Here is a 19417-nt window from a genome sequence, read left to right as displayed (position 1 = left end):
CTGGACTCGCTGGGTTGGGTGCAGTACCGCCTGGGCCGGTGGCCAGAGGCCGAGCAGTCGCTTCGCAAAGCGTATGCGCTGCGCCAAGACGAAGAAATTGGCGTGCACCTGATGCAGGTGCTCATCCAGGCCGGCAAAAAGGATGAGGCACGTCAACTGGGCCAACAGTTGCGCGTTCAGTACCCCGACAGCACTGAACTCAAACAACTGCAGCAACAACTGGAGGGCATTTAAAGCATGCGGCGCGCTTTTCCGAGCAACTGGATGACCATCGTCGCTTCGCTGACCTTGGCTGGCTGCTCGTCCATGCCCTTTGTGGAAGACCACGGCGTGGACTGCCGTGCCGCGCAATCCAGTTGCCACCAAGGCCGCTTTGGGCTGCTTTGGAAGACCACCAATGCCGCTGGCGAAGTGGAGGCCGATAGCGTGTCGGGCAGCTACGACTGGCGCTCTGGTCGCCATGGGCCAAGCCAAGCCCCCGAAATTGCCTACCTGGAAGTGCGCTCCAAGCTGGGGCCCACCTTGGGCAGCGCGCGCCGCCTGGGCAGCTTTTACGAAGTGCGAGCTGCCGATGGGCGGGTGTACCTGGCCAAAAACTGGCAAGCGTTGTTCGATTTAATGTTCCCCGTGACCCTGCCGGCCGAGGCTTTGGTGCAGTGGATGGAAAACCCCAACGCCAACAACCTGCCCCCCCTGCCGGCCAATTGGTCTTGGGAGGTGAACGACGGGCGCTACAGAATTTTGTTCGTAGAAAACAACACCTCTGGGCGAATCGACCTGATTCCCCAACGCAACACACCCTAGGTGGCCGACAGTGAGCCAAGCATGCCACCTGCAGGCCTTTTCCCCGGCCAAGCTCAACTTGTTTTTGCACATCACAGGGCGCCGGCCCGACGGCTACCACCTGCTGCAAAGCCTGTTTTGCCCCATCACCCTGGGCGATCAGGTGCACCTGCACATTGAAGAAAAAGCGGGGGCCCAAGGCCTAGTGGTAACCCGCACAGGCGATCTGGTGCACATACCCGCCGATCAAGACCTCACTGTAAAAGCCTGTAAAGCATGGGTAGAACAGGCTAACCTTGCGCGACACTGCGCCTTGTTTGTGCATATCCACGTCGAAAAGCGCACCCCTGAAGAAGCTGGCTTGGGCGGAGGCAGCAGCAATGCGGCCACGGTGCTTAAGTTGCTTCAAGACCATTTTAACCACCCTGTAAACCCAAACACCCTGCATCAAATTGCAACCCGGCTTGGAGCCGATGTGCCCTTTTTTTTGCAGGACGAAGCCGCTTTTGTCGAAGGCATTGGTGAGCAACTCACCCCGATTCCTGGCTTGCGGGGCGAAATTCTTGTCTACAAACCACCACTTTCTTGCCCCACGGCACAAATTTTTAGCGATCCGCAATTGACACGCAATGCAAGTGACGTCAAAATAGCGGTCTTCGATTCGGCCCGCCGGGTGAATCGCGACAGCAACGAGTCGCAAGGCTGCGTTGGGTTTTACAGGCACCTAGCACTGCATACCCAAAACGCCATGCAGGCAGTGGTTGCAAACAGGCTCCCCGAGTGGGCGCGGCATTTTGAGGTTTTTTCAAATTGCACTGCGAAAGCCGACGCGATGCTCACCCGAATGACCGGTTCCGGCTCTGCCATGTTTGCTGTGTTTGCCAGCCCAAGCCAACGCAACAAAGCCATGGAATGTGTTGCTCGCGAACCACTGCTTCAACAAGGGCGCTGGTTTGAATGCCAGATCGGATCGAAAAGTTTTTAGGGGAGTCGCCAAGTTGGTTAAGGCACCGGATTTTGATTCCGGCATGCGAGGGTTCGAGTCCTTCCTCCCCTGCCAAACCAAACAAAGGGCCAGCCATCGGTTGGCCCTTTTTTTATTTCACCAACACGCACACGTTTAGCCCGGGGAAAAAATGGCAAGCGATAGTTTGATGATCTTCACAGGCAACGCCAATCCAGATTTGGCCGAAGCCGTGGCCAAGCAGCTCAACATCCCATTGGGCAAGGCCACCGTAGGTCGCTTCTCCGACGGTGAAGTCATGGTTGAAATCAACGAGAACGTGCGTGGAAAAGACGTGTTCGTGTTGCAATCCACCTGCGCGCCCACCAACGACAACCTCATGGAAATGATGGTCATGATCGATGCCCTCAAACGCGCATCGGCTGGCCGAATCACTGCCGCAATCCCTTATTTTGGCTATGCCCGCCAAGATCGCCGCGTGCGTTCTTCACGCGTGGCAATCACCGCCAAAGTGGTGGCCAACATGCTGCAGGTGGTGGGTGTTGACCGGGTGCTCACCATGGACCTGCACGCCGACCAAATTCAGGGCTTTTTCGACATCCCTGTGGACAATATTTACGCGTCTCCGGTGTTGCTGGGCGACGTGTGGAAACAAAACCTGGGCAATTTGATGGTGGTGTCACCCGACGTGGGTGGCGTGGTGCGCGCCCGTGCGCTGGCCAAACGCTTGAACTGCGACCTGGCCATCATCGACAAGCGCCGCCCCCGCGCCAACGTGGCCGAGGTGATGAACATCATCGGCGACGTGAAAGACCGAACCTGCGTGATCATGGACGACATGGTCGACACCGCCAACACCCTGTGCAAGGCAGCCTCTGCATTAAAAGCCAACGGAGCACTCAAAGTGGTGGCCTACTGTACCCACCCCGTGCTGTCGGGCGGCGCGGTGCAACGTGTGCAAGAGTCTGATCTGGACGAGCTGGTGGTCACCGACACCATCCCCTTGGCCGAAGACGCCCGGCAAAGCGGTAAAATCCGTGTGCTGAGTGTGGCCGAGCTAATGGCTGAAACCATTCGCCGCATTGTGCGTTCCGATTCCGTGTCTTCGCTGTTTATCGATTAAACACGCAGCAGGGCACTACAGTTTTTAAGGGTTATTTGCAGCCACCCAAAGTGCTGCATAGCTTGGGTTTGCTGGTCGCGGCAAATTCAAATTTGGAGAATCAACATGAAAGTAGTTGCAACATCCCGCACTGAGCAGGGTTCCGGAGCGAGCCGCCGCCTGCGTCGTGCTGGCCAGGTTCCTGGCATTGTTTATGGCGCAGAAGCAGAAGCGAAGGCCATTTCCATCGAGCACAACCCACTGTGGCACGCCATCCAGAAAGAAAAATTCCACTCCAGCATTCTGGACCTGGAAATTGACGGCAAAGCTGAAAAGGTGCTGCTGCGCGACTTCCAGAACCACCCCTACAAGCCGCAAATCCTGCACATCGATTTCCAGCGCGTAGATCCCAAGCAAAAAATCCACATGGCCGTGCCTCTGCACTACTCTGGTCACCTGGAAAGCCCAGCCGTGAAGCTGTACCAGGGCCAGGTTACCTTTGTAGCCAACCAGGTTGAAGTAGAGTGCTTGCCCAAAGACCTGCCAGAGTTCATCGCCGTGGATTGCAGCGTGCTTGACATCACCAAGCGCAACATTCACGTGTCTGACCTGACCCTGCCAGAAGGCGTGGGCATTCCTGCACACGGTCAAGCTGATTTGTCTTTGGTCACCGTGAAGATCAAGAACGCGGCTGCCAAAGCCGGCGGCGACGAATAAGCCACACCCATGGCGTGGTTGCATGCTTGCAACCATTCTGTGTTACAAAGAACCGCCAGGCACGCTTGGCGGTTTTTTTATGGGCTGGCACCGGCCAGTTAAGCGCGCCGCCCAAGTTAAATTTAAACCTTAGTCTTCTATGAGCCAGCACGCACCCAACCCCGAACGCACCCTGGGCGAACAGCTTCAGTACATCATTGGGCAATTGCCCGAACAGCACGTCACCGTGGGTCAAATTCGCGACCTGGTGGGGCGCGAGGGCTTGCTCATCCTGGTGGCCTTGCTCACGCTGGTGTTTATGGTGCCCGTGTCCATTCCCGGGGTGAGCACGGTGTTTGGCGCTGCAATTTTGCTGGTTGGGGTAAGCCGGCTGTTCAAGCGCAACCTGTGGCTGCCCAGCCGGGTAAGCGATAAAAAAGTACCCGTGGATTCACTGCGGGCAGCCCTTCAAAAGGGCATGGTGTGGGTACCAAGGCTTGAAAAAATTAGCCGCCCGCACCGCTTGAACAGCCTGGCCAGCGGCCCCGTGGCCAACGCCATCAACGATTGCGCGCTCATATTGGCCGCCTTGCTGTTGATGGCTCCCTTCGGCTTTATTCCGTTTAGCAACACCTTGCCCGGCCTGGCTTTGTTGTTTTTTGCTGTGGGTCTTATTCAACGGGATGGGGCGGCTGTGCTACTAGGGCATTTGGCCAACCTGGCCACCATGGCGTACTTTGGGGTGCTGATTGGTGGCGGCGGTGTGCTTATTCAGCAGTTTTTAAGCAGCCAGGGCAGCTAAAGCCACCTTGCTTTTTTACACAGGCACCTCGGTTTTATCGACCACCCGGCGCAACACAAAACTGGTGTGCACCCCACTGACCCCTTTGATGCGGGTTATTTTGTTGAGCAGCAAATTTTGGTAGCCATCCATGTCGCTCACAATCACCTTCAACTGGTAATCGGCCTGCTGACCGGTGATGAGCAAACATTCCATCACCTCGGGAATGGCGGCAATGGCGCCTTCAAAACTGGCAAATCGCTCAGGCGTGTGCTGGTCCATCGAAATGTAAATCAGCGCCTGCAGGCTATACCCCAAGGCCTTGGGGTCGACCAGGGCTCGGTAGGCAGTAATCAGGCCAGCGTCTTCCAGCGCCTTCACACGCCGCAGGCAGGGTGAGGGCGACAGGCCAATTTCATCGGCAAGCTCTTGGTTGCTCATGCGCCCATTGGCTTGCAGTAAAGCCAAAATTTTTCGGTCGTAACGGTCCAAGGTTTTCATAATTCTAATAAATTAGCAGTTTATTTTTACTTTCAAATTTTTATTACAATATTCTGCCCTTATTCAACAATAATCAAGCAATAAAAGCAATCAAATAGCCCAAGCACCTCGGTACACTGTGTTCATTGATTGATTGTTTTGAAGGCCCGGGAGGCCATTGCCCCATGTTGAACAACCCCGCCACCAAATATCGCCCCGCTTACAAGGTGGACCTGCCCGACAGAACTTGGCCCAACCAGGCCATCACGCATGCGCCTGTGTGGTTAAGCACCGACTTGCGCGACGGCAACCAGGCGATTTTTGAGCCCATGACGGTGGACACCAAATTGCGGTTTTTCAACGAGCTTGTGCGCATTGGCTTCAAAGAAATCGAGGTGGGTTTTCCAGCCGCGTCGCAAATCGACTTCGACGTGGTGCGCAAGCTGATTGATGAGCAGCGAATTCCCGCCGACGTTACACCCATGGTCATGACCCAGGCTCGTGACGATCTCATTGAGCGAACAGTGGAATCGGTGATCGGCGCCAAAAGCGCCATCATCCACATCTACAACTCCACCGCACCCGTGTGGAGAAATACGGTGTTCCGCATGACTGTGCCCGAAGTAATCAGCATGGTTAAAAACCGCGTGCAAAAGGTGAAAGACCTCACCGATGCGCACCCGGAGACCCAGTGGGTTCTGCAATACTCGCCCGAGTGTTTCAACATGACCGAACTGGAGGTGGCCCTGCAAGCCTGCAACACCGCCATCGAGACCTGGAACGCTGGGCCTGGGCGCAAAATCATCATCAACCTGCCCACCACCGTGGAGTGGAGCACGCCCAACGTGTTCGCCGACCAAATTGAATGGATGCACAGGCACCTAAACCGCCGTGAGCATGTGGTGCTGTCGGTGCACCCTCACAACGATCGTGGCACGGGTGTGGCCACCGCCGAGTTGGCCATGATGGCGGGGGCGCAACGGGTAGAGGGTTGCCTGTTTGGCAATGGTGAGCGCTGTGGCAATGTGGACATTGTGACCCTGGCGTTGAACATGTATACGCAGGGCGTGCACCCGGGCCTGGATTTTTCAGACATCAATGCCGTGGCTCGGGTGGTTGAAAGCTGCACCCAACTGCCCATTCACCCCCGCCATCCCTATGTGGGCGATTTGGTGTACACGGCGTTTTCGGGCTCGCATCAAGACGCGATTAAAAAAGGCTTTGACATTCAAAAACCCGATGGCATTTGGGAAGTGCCTTATCTGCCCATTGACCCTCAAGATGTTGGTCGCACCTACGACAGCGTGATCCGTGTAAACAGCCAATCCGGCAAGGGTGGAATCGCCTACATTTTGGAGCGCGAACATGGCGTGGTGATGCCAAGACGCATGCAGGTGGAGTTTTCGGCCGTGGTGCAGAAGGTGAGTGACAGCACCGCAGGCGAAATGACCTCGGCGGCCTTGTGGGCGCTGTTTGAGCAAACCTATTTGCAAAACAGTGGCAGCGAGCCGCGCTACATCGGCCACAAAACCTTCGATGCGGAGGCGGGCCAGGGCATCGAGCTTGTGATTCACCAACACGGGCAATGCACCACGCTGGCGGGTGTGGGCAATGGCCCGCTGGACGCCGCAGTCAACGCGCTGAGCGCACCGCTGGAAGTGGTGGCCTTTGAAGAAAGGGCTGTGGGTCACGGGGCCAAAGCCAAAGCGATGGCAGTGATTGAGGTCAACATGCCCGGCGTGCCAGGCACCCGCTTTGGCGTGGGCTTTCATGACAACATCACCACCGCCAGCTTGATGGCGCTGGTCAGTGCGTGGCGGCGAATCGCGCCACAACAGGCAACCGCCGGCGAGCGGGCTCCGCTTCAGGCCTGAGGGCCTTTTGCGTTTTTCTGCTCGGGGTTTGCCGTGCGGCGCTGCTCACGCTTGTAAGTTCATACAAAATACAAGCTTGTACCGCTGCACTCGCCTTGCCCCCCATGAGCACCACCCCCATCAAAATGATTGTTGGCCTTGGCAACCCGGGCCCCCAATACAGCGACACCCGCCACAATGCAGGAGCATGGTACCTCGACCACTTGGCACGCCAGCATCATGTGTTTTTACAAAGCGACAAGCGCTTTTTTGGCGACCTGGCGCGCATCAAAGTGGGGGGCGAAGACGTGTGGCTACTCTTTCCCACCACGTTCATGAATCGCTCCGGGCAGGCCGTGGGGGCGCTGGCCAAATTTTTTAAAATCAAGCCCGAAGAAATTCTGGTGGCGCACGATGAACTGGACCTGTTGCCCGGGCAATTGAAAATCAAAAAAGGGGGCGGCCATGCTGGGCACAACGGCTTAAAGGACATGCATGCCCACCTGGGCAGCAACGAGTTTTGGCGAGCCCGCATAGGCATTGGGCATCCGCGAAGCTTGAATTTGCAACAAGGCGTGGCCGACTTTGTTTTGCATCGGCCAAGCGCAGAACAGCAAAAGGTGATCGATGCCAGCATCGGCATCTTGCTCAAGCACACCGACCTTATTTTGAAAGGCCATATTGCACAGGCCACCACCCACATTCACACTGAATGTGACCAGTTGTTCAAACAACATGCGAGCAAATTGGCACCATGAGCAGCATTCAAATTATTTTGGGTGATCGCGCCAAGGCGCACATTGCCAACCAGGGCTTGAAGCCGGAACACATCTGCGCCATCCCGGCGGCAGCTGGCGGACCGAAGGGCTTGATTCTTCAAGGCCTGGACCATTACTTGTTCACCGATTGGCTGGGCCCGGCCCACCTTCAAAAAAGGCAGGCCATGGGCCTTGCCCCGCTGCAGTTGATTGGTGCGTCCATTGGTGCATGGCGCATGGCCGCCGCTGCCAGCAGCCAGCCCGCAGCCACCCTCAAGCGCCTGGCGCAGCAGTATGTGGAGGCACAAAACTACAACAAGGGCGTGGACCGTTTTGAAATTAGCCGGGTGTGCGAGGCCATGGTGCAAGCCGTGGTGGCCGACGAAGCCGCCCACATGGTGAACCCCGTGGGCAAAGAATTGCTGGTGTGGGTCAACAAGGGCTTGACGCCACTACACCATGCGCAGCAACAGCGTGCACGTAAACGCGGATTCGTATCGGCGGTGCTGGCCAACAGCATCAACCGCAACCGGCTGGCCAGTTACTTTGAACGATGGGTTTTTCAAAGCCCGGGGGCACACACCGATTGGCTGGCGCAAGCGTTTGACCGCATCCCCACCCGCGTGGAAGACCTGGATGTGCTGAATATTCACAGTGCTCTGTTGGCCAGCGGCAGCATCCCGTTTGTACTCAACCCGGTGCACAAAATTGTAAAAGCCTTTGAGACACAAACCGAGCACCACCCCCGCCAAGACCTGCAATACCACACTGGGCCATTTTGGGATGGCGGCCTGACCGACTACCACCTGGCCCTGCCCTACCACCGCCTGCCCGGGCTGGTGTTGTACCCACACTTTGCCAACACCGTAACGCCGGGCTGGCTGGACAAATTTTTAAAACTGCGCAAAGCCAAACCCGAGTGGATGAGCAATGTGATTTTGGTGTGCCCCTCGCCAGAATTTGTAGCCAGCCTGCCGGCCAAGAAAATTCCGGACCGCAGCGACTTCAAGCGCTACAAATTTGACCACAGCATTCGCATCCCGCTGTGGCAGCAGGCGATTGCCGAAAGCGAGCGCATGGCGGACGATTTTGCTGCGTGGGTGGAGTCGGTGAACCGCTAAAGCCATTCGGCATTGTCTGGCCCATGGCGGCACTGCCAAACAGGGTACAATTGCGCACATTCCAGTTTAGATACAAGCCTTTGCAATCATGACCCTCAAATGCGGCATCGTTGGCCTGCCCAACGTCGGTAAATCCACCCTGTTCAACGCGCTCACCAAGGCGGGCATTGCGGCAGAAAACTATCCCTTCTGTACCATTGAGCCCAATGTGGGCATCGTCGAAGTGCCCGACGCACGGTTGAACCAGCTGGCTGACATCGTAAAACCTGAGCGCATTGTGCCGGCCACAGTTGAATTTGTAGACATCGCTGGCCTGGTGGCCGGTGCGTCCAAGGGCGAAGGCTTGGGCAACCAGTTTTTGGCCCACATCCGCGAAACCGATGCCATTGTGAACGTGGTGCGTTGCTTCGAAGACGACAACGTGGTGCATGTCAACGGCAAGGTGGACCCCATTGCCGACATTGAAACCATTGAAACCGAGCTGTGCCTTGCTGACCTGGGCACGGTTGAAAAAGCCGTGATCCGCCTGGCCAAACAGGCGCGTGCCAACGACAAAGAAGCCGCCAAGGTGCTGGCCGTGCTTGAGCGCTGCCAGGCCCAGTTGAACGAGGCCAAGCCCGTGCGTGCTTTGGGGCTGGATGCGGAAGAATTGTTTTCGATCAAAAGCTTCGGGCTGATCACGGCCAAGCCCGCCATGTACGTGGCCAACGTGGCGGAAGACGGTTTTGAAAACAACCCATTCGTAGAACGTTTGCAGGCCTACGCCGCCAAGCAGAATGCGCCCGTGGTGTCGGTGTGCGCGGCCATTGAAGCAGAAATTGCCGATCTGGACGACGCCGACAAAATGGAATTCCTTGAGAGCATCGGCATGAAAGAGCCGGGCTTGAACCGCGTGATCCGCGCTGGCTTCAAGCTGCTGGGCCTGCAAACCTATTTCACGGCCGGTGTGAAAGAGGTGCGAGCCTGGACCATCAAAATTGGCGATACCGCCCCCAAAGCCGCAGGCGTGATTCACACCGACTTTGAGCGCGGCTTTATTCGCGCACAAACCATCGCTTTTGATGACTACATTGCTTGCAAAGGCGAAAACGGCGCCAAAGAAGCCGGCAAAATGCGGGCAGAAGGCAAAGAGTATGTGGTGAAAGACGGCGATGTGTTGAACTTCCTGTTCAACGTGTAAGCACCGCTGTGATACGGTAAAGGTGTTGTTAACTTTGCCGTACCCCCATGTCCAAAGCCCTGAAGTGGTCTATTCTCGCGCTTGTGCTGGTGGTCTTGGCGGCCATTCTTTCCCATGGGGTGGTGCTGCCGCGCTTTATTTGGCAGCCACAACTTCAACGCCTGGCACAGGCTTACCCCGGCGTTGAAATGGACGCTCAGCGCGTGGTGGTGGCGCTGTCTCACAAACCTGCCCTGCTCGTTTCTGGCTTGGCCATACGCCACCATCCACGGCAAGAGCAATTGCATATTGGTTTGCTTCGATTGCGGTTTAATGCGGTCAAATCCCTCACAACCGGGCGTCTGCAACTTGAGCAAGTGGGCGTTAAAAGCCTTTATTCCCAAGCCAATACCCAAAGCGATTGCCTTGAAACGCCCTTGGCCTGCATGCCGCGTTTGCCGCTGGCCTTGCTTGGGCCAATTGCTTTTGGCGACCTGCATCAACAAGCATCGTTTTGGTCACCCCAGTGGGCGGTAAAACGCCTGAACATTGAGCAAGCCGAATTTGAAATCAACAACCCCGACCTGCAACAAAACCTGCTTGGGAAAATTGACCAAGCAGCCTACACGCTGGGTGCCACAGCGCACACCAACAACCTGAACGTGGGCTGGCGGCTGGACGTAAAAGCGCCGGGGTTGCACAATGCCATCACCGTTGCGTTCAAGGCCACACCGGTTGCACCACTTCACTTTGAAAATCTGCAACTGGACTTAGATGGCACCTGGGCCACTTACCCATGGACAGCCAGCGCCGCGCAAGACCACCTGCATTTAAAGTTTGAACAGGCCAATGGCGGCACGGGTGCCCCGCTTGTGCAGGTGGCAGGCGGCAATCTGCGAACCTACATTCGCCGCAACGACGCGCCCGACACCCATCAGGCGGCTTTTTCGGCCCAAACCCTTCGCGGTGGCTTACCCGCCCAACCCTGGGCGTTTGAACAAGCCGAATGGACCTACACCCACGAGGACGCCCAAGCCTGGACCTTCAACCTGAACTACCAACCCGAGCTTGGTCGCATCGCAATTTCGCCGACCACCATTGAAGGCAGCGAAGGCCTGCCTGCAGAGGCGCAGGTGCGTGAGCTGAATTGCGGGCCCCAGGCAAACATTCGATCCGACAAACCCCACTGGGCTTGGCACGATGGGTGGTTTAGGCTGGGTACGGAAGCACTGGGCAGCGAAGGCGCTTGGGTGCTGTGCCCACTACAAAGCGACGCTGAACCCGCTTAGGTTTTGCCATTTTCCCGGGTTTGGCTGGGCGGCAGGTGGGGGGTTTTGCCCGGGTGCAGTTTAAAAAACCGCATCAGCAGTTGGTCTTGCGTATCGGGGTGCTTGGGGTCTTTGGGAATGCATTCCACTGGGCAAACCACCACGCACTGTGGCTCATCAAAATGTCCCACGCATTCGGTGCACTTGTGCGGGTCAATTTCGTAAATTTCTTCACCCATGGCAATGGCCCCGTTGGGGCACTCGGGCTCGCACACGTCACAGTTGATGCATTCGTCGGTGATGATGAGGGCCATGGGTCTTGCCGTTAAAACTTACTTGTTCACCACGTCAGGCGGATTTTTGCCCAGCTTCTCGTTGAGCCAATGCTCCACCGAGGGGAACACAAACTTGCTCACATCGCCGCCCAGTGAAGCGATTTCGCGCACAATGGTGCCCGAAATAAACTGGTACTGGTCTGAGGGGGTGAGGAACATGGTTTCTACATCGGGCAGCAGGTAACGGTTCATGCCAGCCATTTGAAACTCATATTCAAAATCGCTCACCGCGCGCAGGCCTCGAATAATCACACTGGCCTCGTTGCCCCGCACAAAATCTTTCAGCAAACCACGAAAACCCTTCACTTCCACATTGGGGTAATGGCTTAACACTTCGCGGGCAATTTGCACGCGCTCGTCCATGCTGAAAAAAGGCCGCTTGTTGGGGCTGTCGGCCACTCCCACAATCAGCTTGTCGAAAATTTTTGCGCCGCGGCGCACCAAGTCTTCGTGGCCACGGGTTAGCGGGTCAAAGGTACCGGGGTATACAGCAATGCGCATCGCTGAACTCCAATGTGTGTATCAATACCCCGCTTTGTATCACAGAGCAGGCAGGGCAAACAAATGCGCATGCACTTGGCCAGCTTTTAAATGCCGCAAAGTGTCAATTTGTGTCCCGCCCAGCAAGCCTGCCAGCTCGCTGGGGTTTTTAAACAAATCGGCATGCCATTCCACATACACCAACCCGCCTGGTTTAAGCACCTGGGGCACCAAGGGCAGGGTTTTGGCCAGCCAATCGCTATTGAAGGGTGGGTCAAGCGCCACCAGGTCAAAGCGCTGCCCGGTATTGGACAAGCGACGCAGGGCCACCAACACGTCACCGTTGTCCAGTAGAAGGTCGGGCGCAGGGCCATCCAATTGCCATTTGGGCAACAGCTTCAACATGTTCAATTTGATTTGCGCTGCCACGGCGCGGTGGCTTTCTACCAGCACCACGGGGCTGGCCCCGCGCGAGGCAGCCTCAAACCCCAAAGCGCCGGTGCCCGCAAACAAATCCAGCACCGACATGCCGGTGCAATCCTGCCCCAGCCAGTTGAACAGTGTTTCACGAACCCGGTCAGGCGTGGGTCGTAGACCCTCCACAGGTGCAATCGGCAGCAAATGCCTGCGCCACACGCCCCCAATAATGCGCAAGCTGCCCGGCTTGCTCATGGTTTGGCAGGGGTCGGTGAGTCCACAGCGCCACCCACCACCACAGTGACCAGCTTGTTGGGGTTCACATGCTTGGCAAAGGCCTTGCGGGCGCTGTCTACGGTCACCTTTTCTATTTCACGGGTCCAGGTGTCCAGGTAATCCAGGGGCATGTTGTGCAAGCCCATCATGGAGATATTGCTCACCAATTTGCTGTTGCTGTCGATGCGCAAAGGGAAGCCTCCAATCAAGTTGGCTTTGGCTGCCTTCAATTCGGCCTCGGTGGGGCCTTTGGCAATAAAGTCTTCAATGGTTTTGCGCATCAAACCCAGTGCTTCGGCGGTTTGCGACTTTTGGGTTTGTACCCCGGCCTGGAAGGGGCCCGCATCGCCTGCAGGCATGAAGTACGAATACGCGCTGTAAGCCAGGCCGCGCTTTTCACGGATTTCATCCATCAGGCGCGAGTTAAACCCGCCGCCACCCAACACATGGTTGGCCACCAGCAAGTCGAAGTAGTCGGGCGCGCCACGGCGCATGGCGGGCAAGCCCATCAAAATATGGCTTTGCGCAGCGGGGTGATCAATTTGAATGGTTTGCCCCTGCATGGCTGCTTGCAGCTCTGGGTAATTTTGCCCACCCAAGGGGTCGCCCTGCAACGTGCCTTGCGGCAGGTTGGCCGTAAGCTCGGCTGCCAGTTGTTCAGCCTGCGCGCGGCCAATGTTACCCACCATGCTGACCACCGCGTGTTTGGCCAAATAACGGGTTTTGTAAAACTGCTCCACATCGGCCAGGGTGATGGCTTTCAGGCTGGCTTCTGTCACCAGGGCACCATAGGAGTGCTGGGGGTATAAGGCTTGCGAAAAAGCGCGGCTGGCCAGGGTGTCAGGCTTGGTGAGTGACTCTTTTAAAGACGCCAGGGCACGTGCATTTTCACGGGCCAAAATGTCTGCGCTAAACACGGGCTTTTGCAACACGGTTTTGAACAAAGCCACCGACTTCGAAAACTCGGGCTCGCTGGTTAGCGTGCGTAAAGAAAACCCGGCAGAATCGTTGCCAGCCCCACCCGAGAATTGCGCCCCGGTGTCTGCAAAGCCATCGGCAATCTGATTTTCGTTCAAGCCTTGTGCTCCACGGCCAATCAGGTCGGCCACTGCGGCGGCCAATCCCTCTTTGCCCTGCGGGTCTGCACGGCCACCTGCTGGCAGGTCCACACGAATGTCCACCATGGGCAGGGCCTCGGCCTGCATGAACATCACCTTGGCTCCGCTGGGCGCAGTCCAGCTTTGTATGGGCAGCGCCGCGTGCGCGGGCTGGGCAAGCAGGGCCAATGCGCTGGTCAACAGCGCGGCCTGCAAGGGTTGTTGGAGTGGCATTGTCACTTTGCGAAAGATACGGCTCAACATGGCATGCTTCCTACACATCAGTGGGTCAAGCCCTTGGGGGGCTGGCTCTTTTTGTTCGGGTCAATGGGCAAGGGGAACAAGGTGCCCACCGTCAATTGGTCACGATCAAAGTGGGTTTGCGCCACGTACTGCACCTCTTGAGCGGTCACGGTTTTAATTTGCTCAATCATGCGATCGATGTCTTCCACCTCAAAGCCGATGGTCAGGTTCTGGCCAATTTCCATGGCCTGCCCAAACACGGAGTCGCGCTTGTACACCTGGCTGGCAATCAACTGGGCCTTCACCCGGGCCAGTTCCTGATCGGTTACACCCTCTTTGGCAATGCGATCCACTTGCGCCAACAAATCGGCCTCCAGTTGCTCCACGGTGCGACCATTGGCGGGCGTGCCGTCCAGGTAAAACAAAGAAGGGCCACGGCCAGTCATGTCATAGCTGGCACCAGCCTGTATGGCCACGCGCTGGGTTTGAACCAACTCGCGATTCATGCGTGCGCCCGAGTAGCTGTCCAGCACCGCAGCCAGCACCGTGAGTGCATAGGGATCGCGGTCTTTCAACACGTTTTCAAGCTTCGGTACTTTGAAGCCCATGATGATGTAGGGGTTCTCGGCCGGGGCTTTCACTTCCACGCGGCGAACCCCTTCTTGCACGGGTTCTTGCTGGGGTTTGCGCTCCGGCAAGGCTTTGGGTTTGATCTTGCCGTAGGTTTGCTCGGCGTAGGTTTTCACCTGCGCGGGCTGAACATCGCCCACCACCACAACCACCGCGTTTTGTGGGGTGTACCAGGTGTCGTACCACCGCTTGGCATCCAAATAATTCATGGACTTCAAATCGCTCATCCAGCCAATCACCGGGTTGCGGGTTGGGTTGGCCATAAATGCCGTGGCCATAAAGGCCTCATACAATTTGCCTTGAGCCTGATCGTCGGTGCGCCAGCGGCGCTCTTCCATCACCACCTGGATTTCTTTGTCAAACTCGGCCTTGCTGAGCACCAGGTTGGCCATGCGGTCGGCCTCCAGGGCCATCACCTTGCGCAGGTCTTTGGCCTGTAGCTGTTGGAAGTAGGCGGTGTAATCGCGGCTGGTGAAGGCGTTGTCCCGCCCACCAAGCTCGGCCACACGCTGTGAAAACTCGCCAACCTTCAGGGTTTTGGTTTGCTTGAACATCATGTGCTCCAGCACGTGGGCCACGCCGGTGGTGCCGTTGAATTCATCCATCGAACCGGCTTTGTACCAAACCATGTGGGCCACCGTGGGCGAACGGTGATCTTCTTTCACCACCACGCGCAGGCCATTGTTCAAGGTGTATTGCGTGATGTCGCCATCGGCAGCGCCCACCGGCGCAGCCAGCCCAAGCCACAAGGCAGCGCTGGCCAACATCCATTTCACATCCTTTGTACTCATTGCTTAAAACCCCATTACAGCGACTCAGCAGGATGGGCGTGGTGCTCCAGCGCCCGCATTCCCGCCAATGGTAGAATAAGTTCATTCAATTCCCTGCCTGTGACCGCCGTTCTGGCTTTTTGTTCACCGAACCTCCCACACAGGCACAACCCTTGCGTTTTGGAGTGTTGCATGCAAATCCCTGGTCAACGGCAGGACTGGCTGGGCCGCTTAAAATCTGGGCTCACCAAAACCCGCTCGGGCCTGGCCTCCATGTTCACTGGCGAGAAAGTGGACGAGGCTTTTTTTGAAGACATGGAAGAGCGCCTGCTGCTGGCCGACTGCGGCTTGCCCGCCACCGAATTGCTGATGCAAAAGGTGCGCGACACGGTGTACCAGAAGGGGCTCACGCGGCCCGAAGACGTTCGGCTGGTGTTGCGCGATGCAGTGTTCGATTTGCTTCGCCCCTTGGAAACCAGCATGGGTGTGGACCGCGCCCGCCCCTTGGTGATGATGGTGGTGGGTGTCAACGGCGCTGGCAAAACCACCAGCATCGGCAAACTGGCCAACCACTATGCAGAAATTGGTTACCAGGTGCTGCTGGCTGCGGGCGACACTTTCCGCGCTGCGGCCCGCGAACAACTCGATGTGTGGGCCAACCGCAGCAGTGTGGATGTGATTTCCGCACAAGGTGGCGACCCCGCCGCCGTGGCCTTTGATTCGGTGCAGTCGGGTATTTCGCGCAACAGCCACATTGTGATCGTCGACACCGCAGGCCGCCTGCCCACGCAGCTTCACCTGATGGAAGAGTTGAAAAAGGTCAAAAAGGTGCTTGGCAAAGCCAAAATGGATGCACCGCACGAAATTGTGCTGGTGGTCGATGCAACCAACGGTCAAAACGCCTTGCAGCAAATTAAAGCATTCAACGATGCACTCACATTGACCGCCCTGGTGGTTACCAAGCTGGATGGCACAGCCAAGGGCGGCATTTTGGCGGCCATGAGCATGAGCACGCGCGTGCCTGTGGCCTTTGTGGGCGTGGGCGAAAAGCTGGGCGATTTGCGCCCTTTCAGCCCGCGCGATTTTGCCAACGCCCTGGTGGGCATCGACAGCGAAGGGAACGCCGCGGCATGATCCAGTTTAAAAATGTCACGCTGAAATACGGCGCCCATGCGGCCTTGAAGGGGGTTAATTTTCAACTGCCCAAGGGCTCTTTCACGCTGCTGGAGGGCCATTCTGGCGCGGGCAAAAGCTCTATTCTTCGCCTGTTGGCCACGTTCGAGACGCCCAGCAGCGGCGATATTCTGGTGGGCAAAAGCTCCATTGCCAAACTGAGCCGCCGCGAACGCGCCCATTACCGCCGCAGCGTGGGCTACACCGGCATGGACGTGGAATTGCTGTACAACCGCAACTGCTTCGACAACGTGGCTCTGCCCTTGCGGGTGGTGGGTTTGTCTGAAACCGATGTGCAAAGCCGTGTGAAGGCGGCCTTGGCCCGCGTGGGTTTAAGCCACACCGATCGCATGTTGCCCAGTGAGCTTTCCGGCGGGCAACAACTGCGCCTGCAAATTGCCCGCGCTGTGGTTAATCGCCCGGCCCTGGTGCTGGCCGACGAACCCACCGCACAACTGGACGATGAGTCGGCCGCCCGCGTGGTGGGCCTGCTTGAAGAATTCAACCAAGCGGGGGTGACCATTATTGTGGCCACGCATGAGGCACACCGCTTTAACCGCATCACCCACCGCCTGAAATTGGGCGAAGGGCAAGTGCTGCCCACACCGGCAGATTTGTCGCACTCCGGTGGCCGTGAAGCCGGTGCCCAAGCGTTTTCCAAAGACTTCCTGAGCAAGGCCTACGGGGCCTGAATTTTTTTAGAAGAACACACACCATGCGCTGGTTAAGACTTCAATGGTTTTCAATGTCGGCAGGCTTCAAATTGTGGCTGGACGAGCCACTTGGCCACCTGTTCAACGCACTGGTGCTGGCCATTGCACTGGCCATGCCCTGGAGCATTGCGCAAGGCCTGAGCGCCATTGTGCCCAGCATGGACCGCTGGGTGGGTGACCCCGAAGTGAGCCTTTATTTTGCCCCCGGCGCCAACCCCGATGATGTAAAAACCGCTGCAGCAAAACTAAAGCGCGATTTCGATCTGGAGAGCGTGACGGTGGTGACACCCGCGCAAGCCATGGAGCGCTTGCGCACGCAAAGCCAAACGCCCGATCTGGCTGCTGCGCTTCCCGAAAACCCGCTGCCTTACACCGTGGTGGTGGTGCTGGAAGTGGATGCACAAACCAACACACAACAGATCGAGGAAAAAATTACACAGTGGCAGGCCTTTCCCGGTGTTGAGCACGTGCAATACGATGCACAGTGGGTTCGGCGTTTGCAGTCGGTGCTCAGCGGCGCACAGCTGATCGCCGTGGCCTTGGGCGCGCTCATTGCAGGCATGGTGCTGGTGGTCACCTTCAACACCGTGCGCCTGCAGTTGATTCGCAACCAGGCCGAGGTGCATGTGCTAAAAGCCCTGGGCGCCACCGACACCGAGGTGGGTCGCCCCACCCTGTGGTGGTCGGTCAGCCTGGCCTTGGTGGCCTTTGGCCTGGCCTACAGCGTGGTCAGCGGGGCCATGGGCCTGGCCGACGATGCCGTGGGGCAGTTTATTCGCCAATTCGACCGCGACTTCCGCTTTGAACAACCCAGCGGCGTAACCGCGCTGGGCTTGGTGCTGGTGTGGATGGCGCTGGTGATGGTTGGTGCATGGGCCTCGGTTAAAAGCACAGTGTTGCGCATCCACTGAGGGGCACTGCGGGCTGCGCGGGCATTTAGCGTGTTGCGTAGCGCTTGCTGCTGGCGGCCTTTTTAATGCATCAGCAATTGAGCAAAAAGGCCTTGATGCCCTTGGTCCAGTCCGGTGGGTTCACACGGAACGTGTCCATTAATTTTTGATTGTTCAACACCGAGTACGCAGGCCGTTGTGCTTTGAAATTCATGCTGGCGGTGCTCACTGGCGTGATGGTGGGCATGCGTTTAATCACCCCCAGGCTGTGCGCCTGCTCCAATGCTTTGCAAGCGTAGTCGTACCAAGTGGTTACACCGGCGGCACTGGCATGAAAAATTTCGCCACTGGGCACCTCTTTGGGAAAGTCAGGCAAAAACGTGGGCGCCAACTTGCCCAGGGTTTTGTAGCGGTGCTGGGCCACCACCCCGGCCACACTCAAGCCCAACTCGGCCAACCAATTTGCTGGGGTGGGCGCACCGCTTTGGTCATTGACCACAGTCAGTGAGTCGCGCTCGCCAGCCAGCTTCAACATGGTTTTTAAAAAATTGCCGCCCCGCAAGGCATACACCCAGCTTGTGCGGAAAATCACGGTTTCACCGCCCACCTCGGCGATGAACCGCTCGCCTTGCAATTTGCTTTGCCCATACACACTCAGCGGTTTGGTGGCATCGGTTTCCAGGTATGGGCGTGTGGCTGTGCCATCAAACACATAATCGGTGCTGTAATGCACCAGCACTGCGCCCTGCTTCTTGCACTGCTCGGCCAACACACCCACCGCATGGCCATTGATCGCATGGGCCAATTGCGGTTCATCTTCAGCGCGTTCCACATTGGTGTAGGCAGCGGCGTTTAATACCACATCTGGACGAACATCTTTGAGCGCATTCACGATGCTGTCGGGCTGCGCAAAATCAACCTTGTCTCGACCATAGGCCACCACGGCGTCCACGGTTTCCATCAAAGCTGGCTTGGCGTGCTGAACAATGCTGTGGCCCAGTTGGCCTTGAGCGCCCAGAACAAGTAGGCGAATTCCCACGGTGAGTCCTTCTGTTGTTTGATGGCCTTATTCTACGCTGCTGGGCTTGGGGTCAGCCTACGGCCGGTTTAATTGCGCAGATTCTGGGAGCCGGGTTGGCACCGACCGCTTGGCCTGGGATCAGCCCGTGTATCCCTTCTTGTCCCTTCCGAGGGGGCATGCAAGGCGAAAATGTCGCCATTGCATCCGATTCGGTTTCCCGCCAAGCGGGGGCTTGGGCGGCAACCACGCCTCGGCCCTTCGGTGTGGGCCAAACCGGGCGGGCCGCCCTGAATCGGCCTGCGCGGCCTGTGCCACCCCAGCCCCTTCGCTTGCCCAGAAGCCAGCAGGAGATCGGAAGAGGTCGTGTAGGGAAAGAGTGTAGACGAGCGTGTAGATCTCGGTGGTCG

At 57.4% G+C, this 19417-nt stretch carries 21 protein-coding genes and 1 tRNA gene; 15 read left to right on the top strand and 7 right to left on the bottom strand.

The genetic code is table 11. The annotated features are described in order from the left end of the window. The 7 genes from ACEQU8_RS00670 to ACEQU8_RS00640 all read left to right on the top strand — a co-directional run. The coding region (locus ACEQU8_RS00670; protein WP_370260757.1) for a tetratricopeptide repeat protein at positions 1 to 234 on the top strand (234 nt) is incomplete at its 5' end. A gap of 3 nt (positions 235 to 237) precedes the next feature. After that, positions 238 to 804 carry a hypothetical protein gene (locus tag ACEQU8_RS00665; protein ID WP_370260755.1) on the top strand — a complete coding sequence of 189 codons (567 nt, stop codon included), beginning with the start codon at positions 238 to 240 and terminating at the stop codon, positions 802 to 804. A gap of 10 nt (positions 805 to 814) precedes the next feature. After that, a complete protein-coding gene (gene ispE, locus ACEQU8_RS00660; protein ID WP_370260754.1) occupies positions 815 to 1768 on the top strand; it encodes a 4-(cytidine 5'-diphospho)-2-C-methyl-D-erythritol kinase in 954 nt (317 codons plus the stop codon). Next, a tRNA-Gln gene (locus tag ACEQU8_RS00655) sits at positions 1767 to 1843 on the top strand. Before ispE ends, ACEQU8_RS00655 begins: the two co-directional genes overlap by 2 nt. Positions 1844 to 1919: 76 nt before the next feature. Next, positions 1920 to 2870, top strand: a complete 951-nt coding sequence (locus ACEQU8_RS00650; RefSeq protein ID WP_370260752.1) for a ribose-phosphate pyrophosphokinase — start codon at positions 1920 to 1922, stop codon at positions 2868 to 2870. 105 nt (positions 2871 to 2975) lie between these two features. Beyond that, positions 2976 to 3566 carry a 50S ribosomal protein L25/general stress protein Ctc gene (locus ACEQU8_RS00645; RefSeq protein ID WP_370260751.1) on the top strand — a complete coding sequence of 197 codons (591 nt, stop codon included), beginning with the start codon at positions 2976 to 2978 and terminating at the stop codon, positions 3564 to 3566. A gap of 139 nt (positions 3567 to 3705) precedes the next feature. Further along, a complete protein-coding gene (locus tag ACEQU8_RS00640) occupies positions 3706 to 4347 on the top strand; it encodes an exopolysaccharide biosynthesis protein (protein WP_370260750.1) in 642 nt (213 codons plus the stop codon). Between the two features lie 15 nt (positions 4348 to 4362). Here ACEQU8_RS00640 and ACEQU8_RS00635 read toward each other — a convergent pair whose 3' ends face one another. Beyond that, positions 4363 to 4827, bottom strand: coding sequence for an Lrp/AsnC family transcriptional regulator (locus ACEQU8_RS00635; protein WP_370260748.1), 465 nt, complete (start codon positions 4825 to 4827; stop codon positions 4363 to 4365). Between the two features lie 164 nt (positions 4828 to 4991). Here ACEQU8_RS00635 and leuA point away from each other — a divergent pair, with 164 nt between their 5' ends. From leuA to ACEQU8_RS00610, 5 genes are all read left to right on the top strand, one after another. Beyond that, positions 4992 to 6680, top strand: a complete 1689-nt coding sequence (gene leuA / locus ACEQU8_RS00630) for a 2-isopropylmalate synthase (RefSeq protein WP_370260747.1) — start codon at positions 4992 to 4994, stop codon at positions 6678 to 6680. Between the two features lie 104 nt (positions 6681 to 6784). Further along, on the top strand, positions 6785 to 7417 hold the full coding sequence (gene pth, locus ACEQU8_RS00625) for an aminoacyl-tRNA hydrolase (protein WP_370260746.1): 633 nt from the start codon (positions 6785 to 6787) through the stop codon (positions 7415 to 7417). Then, entirely contained in the window at positions 7414 to 8538 is a 1125-nt protein-coding gene (locus ACEQU8_RS00620) for a patatin-like phospholipase family protein (RefSeq protein WP_370260744.1), read from the top strand. The genes pth and ACEQU8_RS00620 overlap by 4 nt, the downstream gene beginning before the upstream one ends. Positions 8539 to 8626: 88 nt before the next feature. After that, positions 8627 to 9718, top strand: coding sequence for a redox-regulated ATPase YchF (gene ychF / locus ACEQU8_RS00615; RefSeq protein ID WP_370260743.1), 1092 nt, complete (start codon positions 8627 to 8629; stop codon positions 9716 to 9718). A 47-nt stretch (positions 9719 to 9765) separates the two neighbouring features. Beyond that, on the top strand, positions 9766 to 10986 hold the full coding sequence (locus ACEQU8_RS00610) for a hypothetical protein (RefSeq protein ID WP_370260742.1): 1221 nt from the start codon (positions 9766 to 9768) through the stop codon (positions 10984 to 10986). Here ACEQU8_RS00610 and ACEQU8_RS00605 read toward each other — a convergent pair. Genes ACEQU8_RS00605 through ACEQU8_RS00585 form a run of 5 tightly spaced genes read right to left on the bottom strand, consistent with a single transcriptional unit; the run spans position 10983 to position 15234 of the window. Next, positions 10983 to 11279: a YfhL family 4Fe-4S dicluster ferredoxin gene (locus tag ACEQU8_RS00605; RefSeq protein WP_370260740.1), complete on the bottom strand. Its 297-nt coding sequence runs from the start codon at positions 11277 to 11279 to the stop codon at positions 10983 to 10985. The genes ACEQU8_RS00610 and ACEQU8_RS00605 overlap by 4 nt on opposite strands. A gap of 18 nt (positions 11280 to 11297) precedes the next feature. Then, complete coding sequence (coaD, locus tag ACEQU8_RS00600) at positions 11298 to 11801, bottom strand: pantetheine-phosphate adenylyltransferase (protein ID WP_370260739.1); 504 nt, start codon at positions 11799 to 11801, stop codon at positions 11298 to 11300. 39 nt (positions 11802 to 11840) lie between these two features. Continuing rightward, on the bottom strand, positions 11841 to 12452 hold the full coding sequence (gene rsmD / locus ACEQU8_RS00595; protein ID WP_370260738.1) for a 16S rRNA (guanine(966)-N(2))-methyltransferase RsmD: 612 nt from the start codon (positions 12450 to 12452) through the stop codon (positions 11841 to 11843). After that, entirely contained in the window at positions 12449 to 13804 is a 1356-nt protein-coding gene (locus tag ACEQU8_RS00590; protein ID WP_370260737.1) for a M16 family metallopeptidase, read from the bottom strand. The genes rsmD and ACEQU8_RS00590 overlap by 4 nt, the downstream gene beginning before the upstream one ends. 47 nt (positions 13805 to 13851) lie before the next feature. Next, positions 13852 to 15234 (bottom strand): M16 family metallopeptidase, encoded by a 1383-nt coding sequence (locus ACEQU8_RS00585; RefSeq protein WP_370260735.1) that lies wholly within the window; start codon positions 15232 to 15234, stop codon positions 13852 to 13854. Between the two features lie 171 nt (positions 15235 to 15405). Here ACEQU8_RS00585 and ftsY point away from each other — a divergent pair, with 171 nt between their 5' ends. Genes ftsY through ACEQU8_RS00570 form a run of 3 tightly spaced genes read left to right on the top strand, consistent with a single transcriptional unit; the run spans position 15406 to position 18010 of the window. Continuing rightward, positions 15406 to 16347, top strand: coding sequence for a signal recognition particle-docking protein FtsY (gene ftsY / locus ACEQU8_RS00580; protein WP_370260734.1), 942 nt, complete (start codon positions 15406 to 15408; stop codon positions 16345 to 16347). Further along, on the top strand, positions 16344 to 17078 hold the full coding sequence (locus ACEQU8_RS00575) for a cell division ATP-binding protein FtsE (RefSeq protein WP_370260733.1): 735 nt from the start codon (positions 16344 to 16346) through the stop codon (positions 17076 to 17078). The genes ftsY and ACEQU8_RS00575 overlap by 4 nt, the downstream gene beginning before the upstream one ends. 23 nt (positions 17079 to 17101) lie before the next feature. Continuing rightward, a complete protein-coding gene (locus tag ACEQU8_RS00570; RefSeq protein ID WP_370260731.1) occupies positions 17102 to 18010 on the top strand; it encodes a cell division protein FtsX in 909 nt (302 codons plus the stop codon). 70 nt (positions 18011 to 18080) lie between these two features. Here ACEQU8_RS00570 and rfbD read toward each other — a convergent pair whose 3' ends face one another. Beyond that, the gene (gene rfbD / locus ACEQU8_RS00565) at positions 18081 to 19028 is read right to left on the bottom strand and encodes a dTDP-4-dehydrorhamnose reductase (RefSeq protein WP_370260730.1); all 948 of its coding nucleotides are present in this window, start codon (positions 19026 to 19028) and stop codon (positions 18081 to 18083) included. Between the last annotated feature and the right edge of the window lie 389 nt (positions 19029 to 19417).

The sequence above is a fragment of the Limnobacter sp. genome, from assembly GCF_964228395.1.
Classification (GTDB): domain Bacteria; phylum Pseudomonadota; class Gammaproteobacteria; order Burkholderiales; family Burkholderiaceae_B; genus Limnobacter.
Note: the sequence above shows the minus strand (reverse complement) of the source record. Positions and strands in the feature narration are given on the sequence as shown.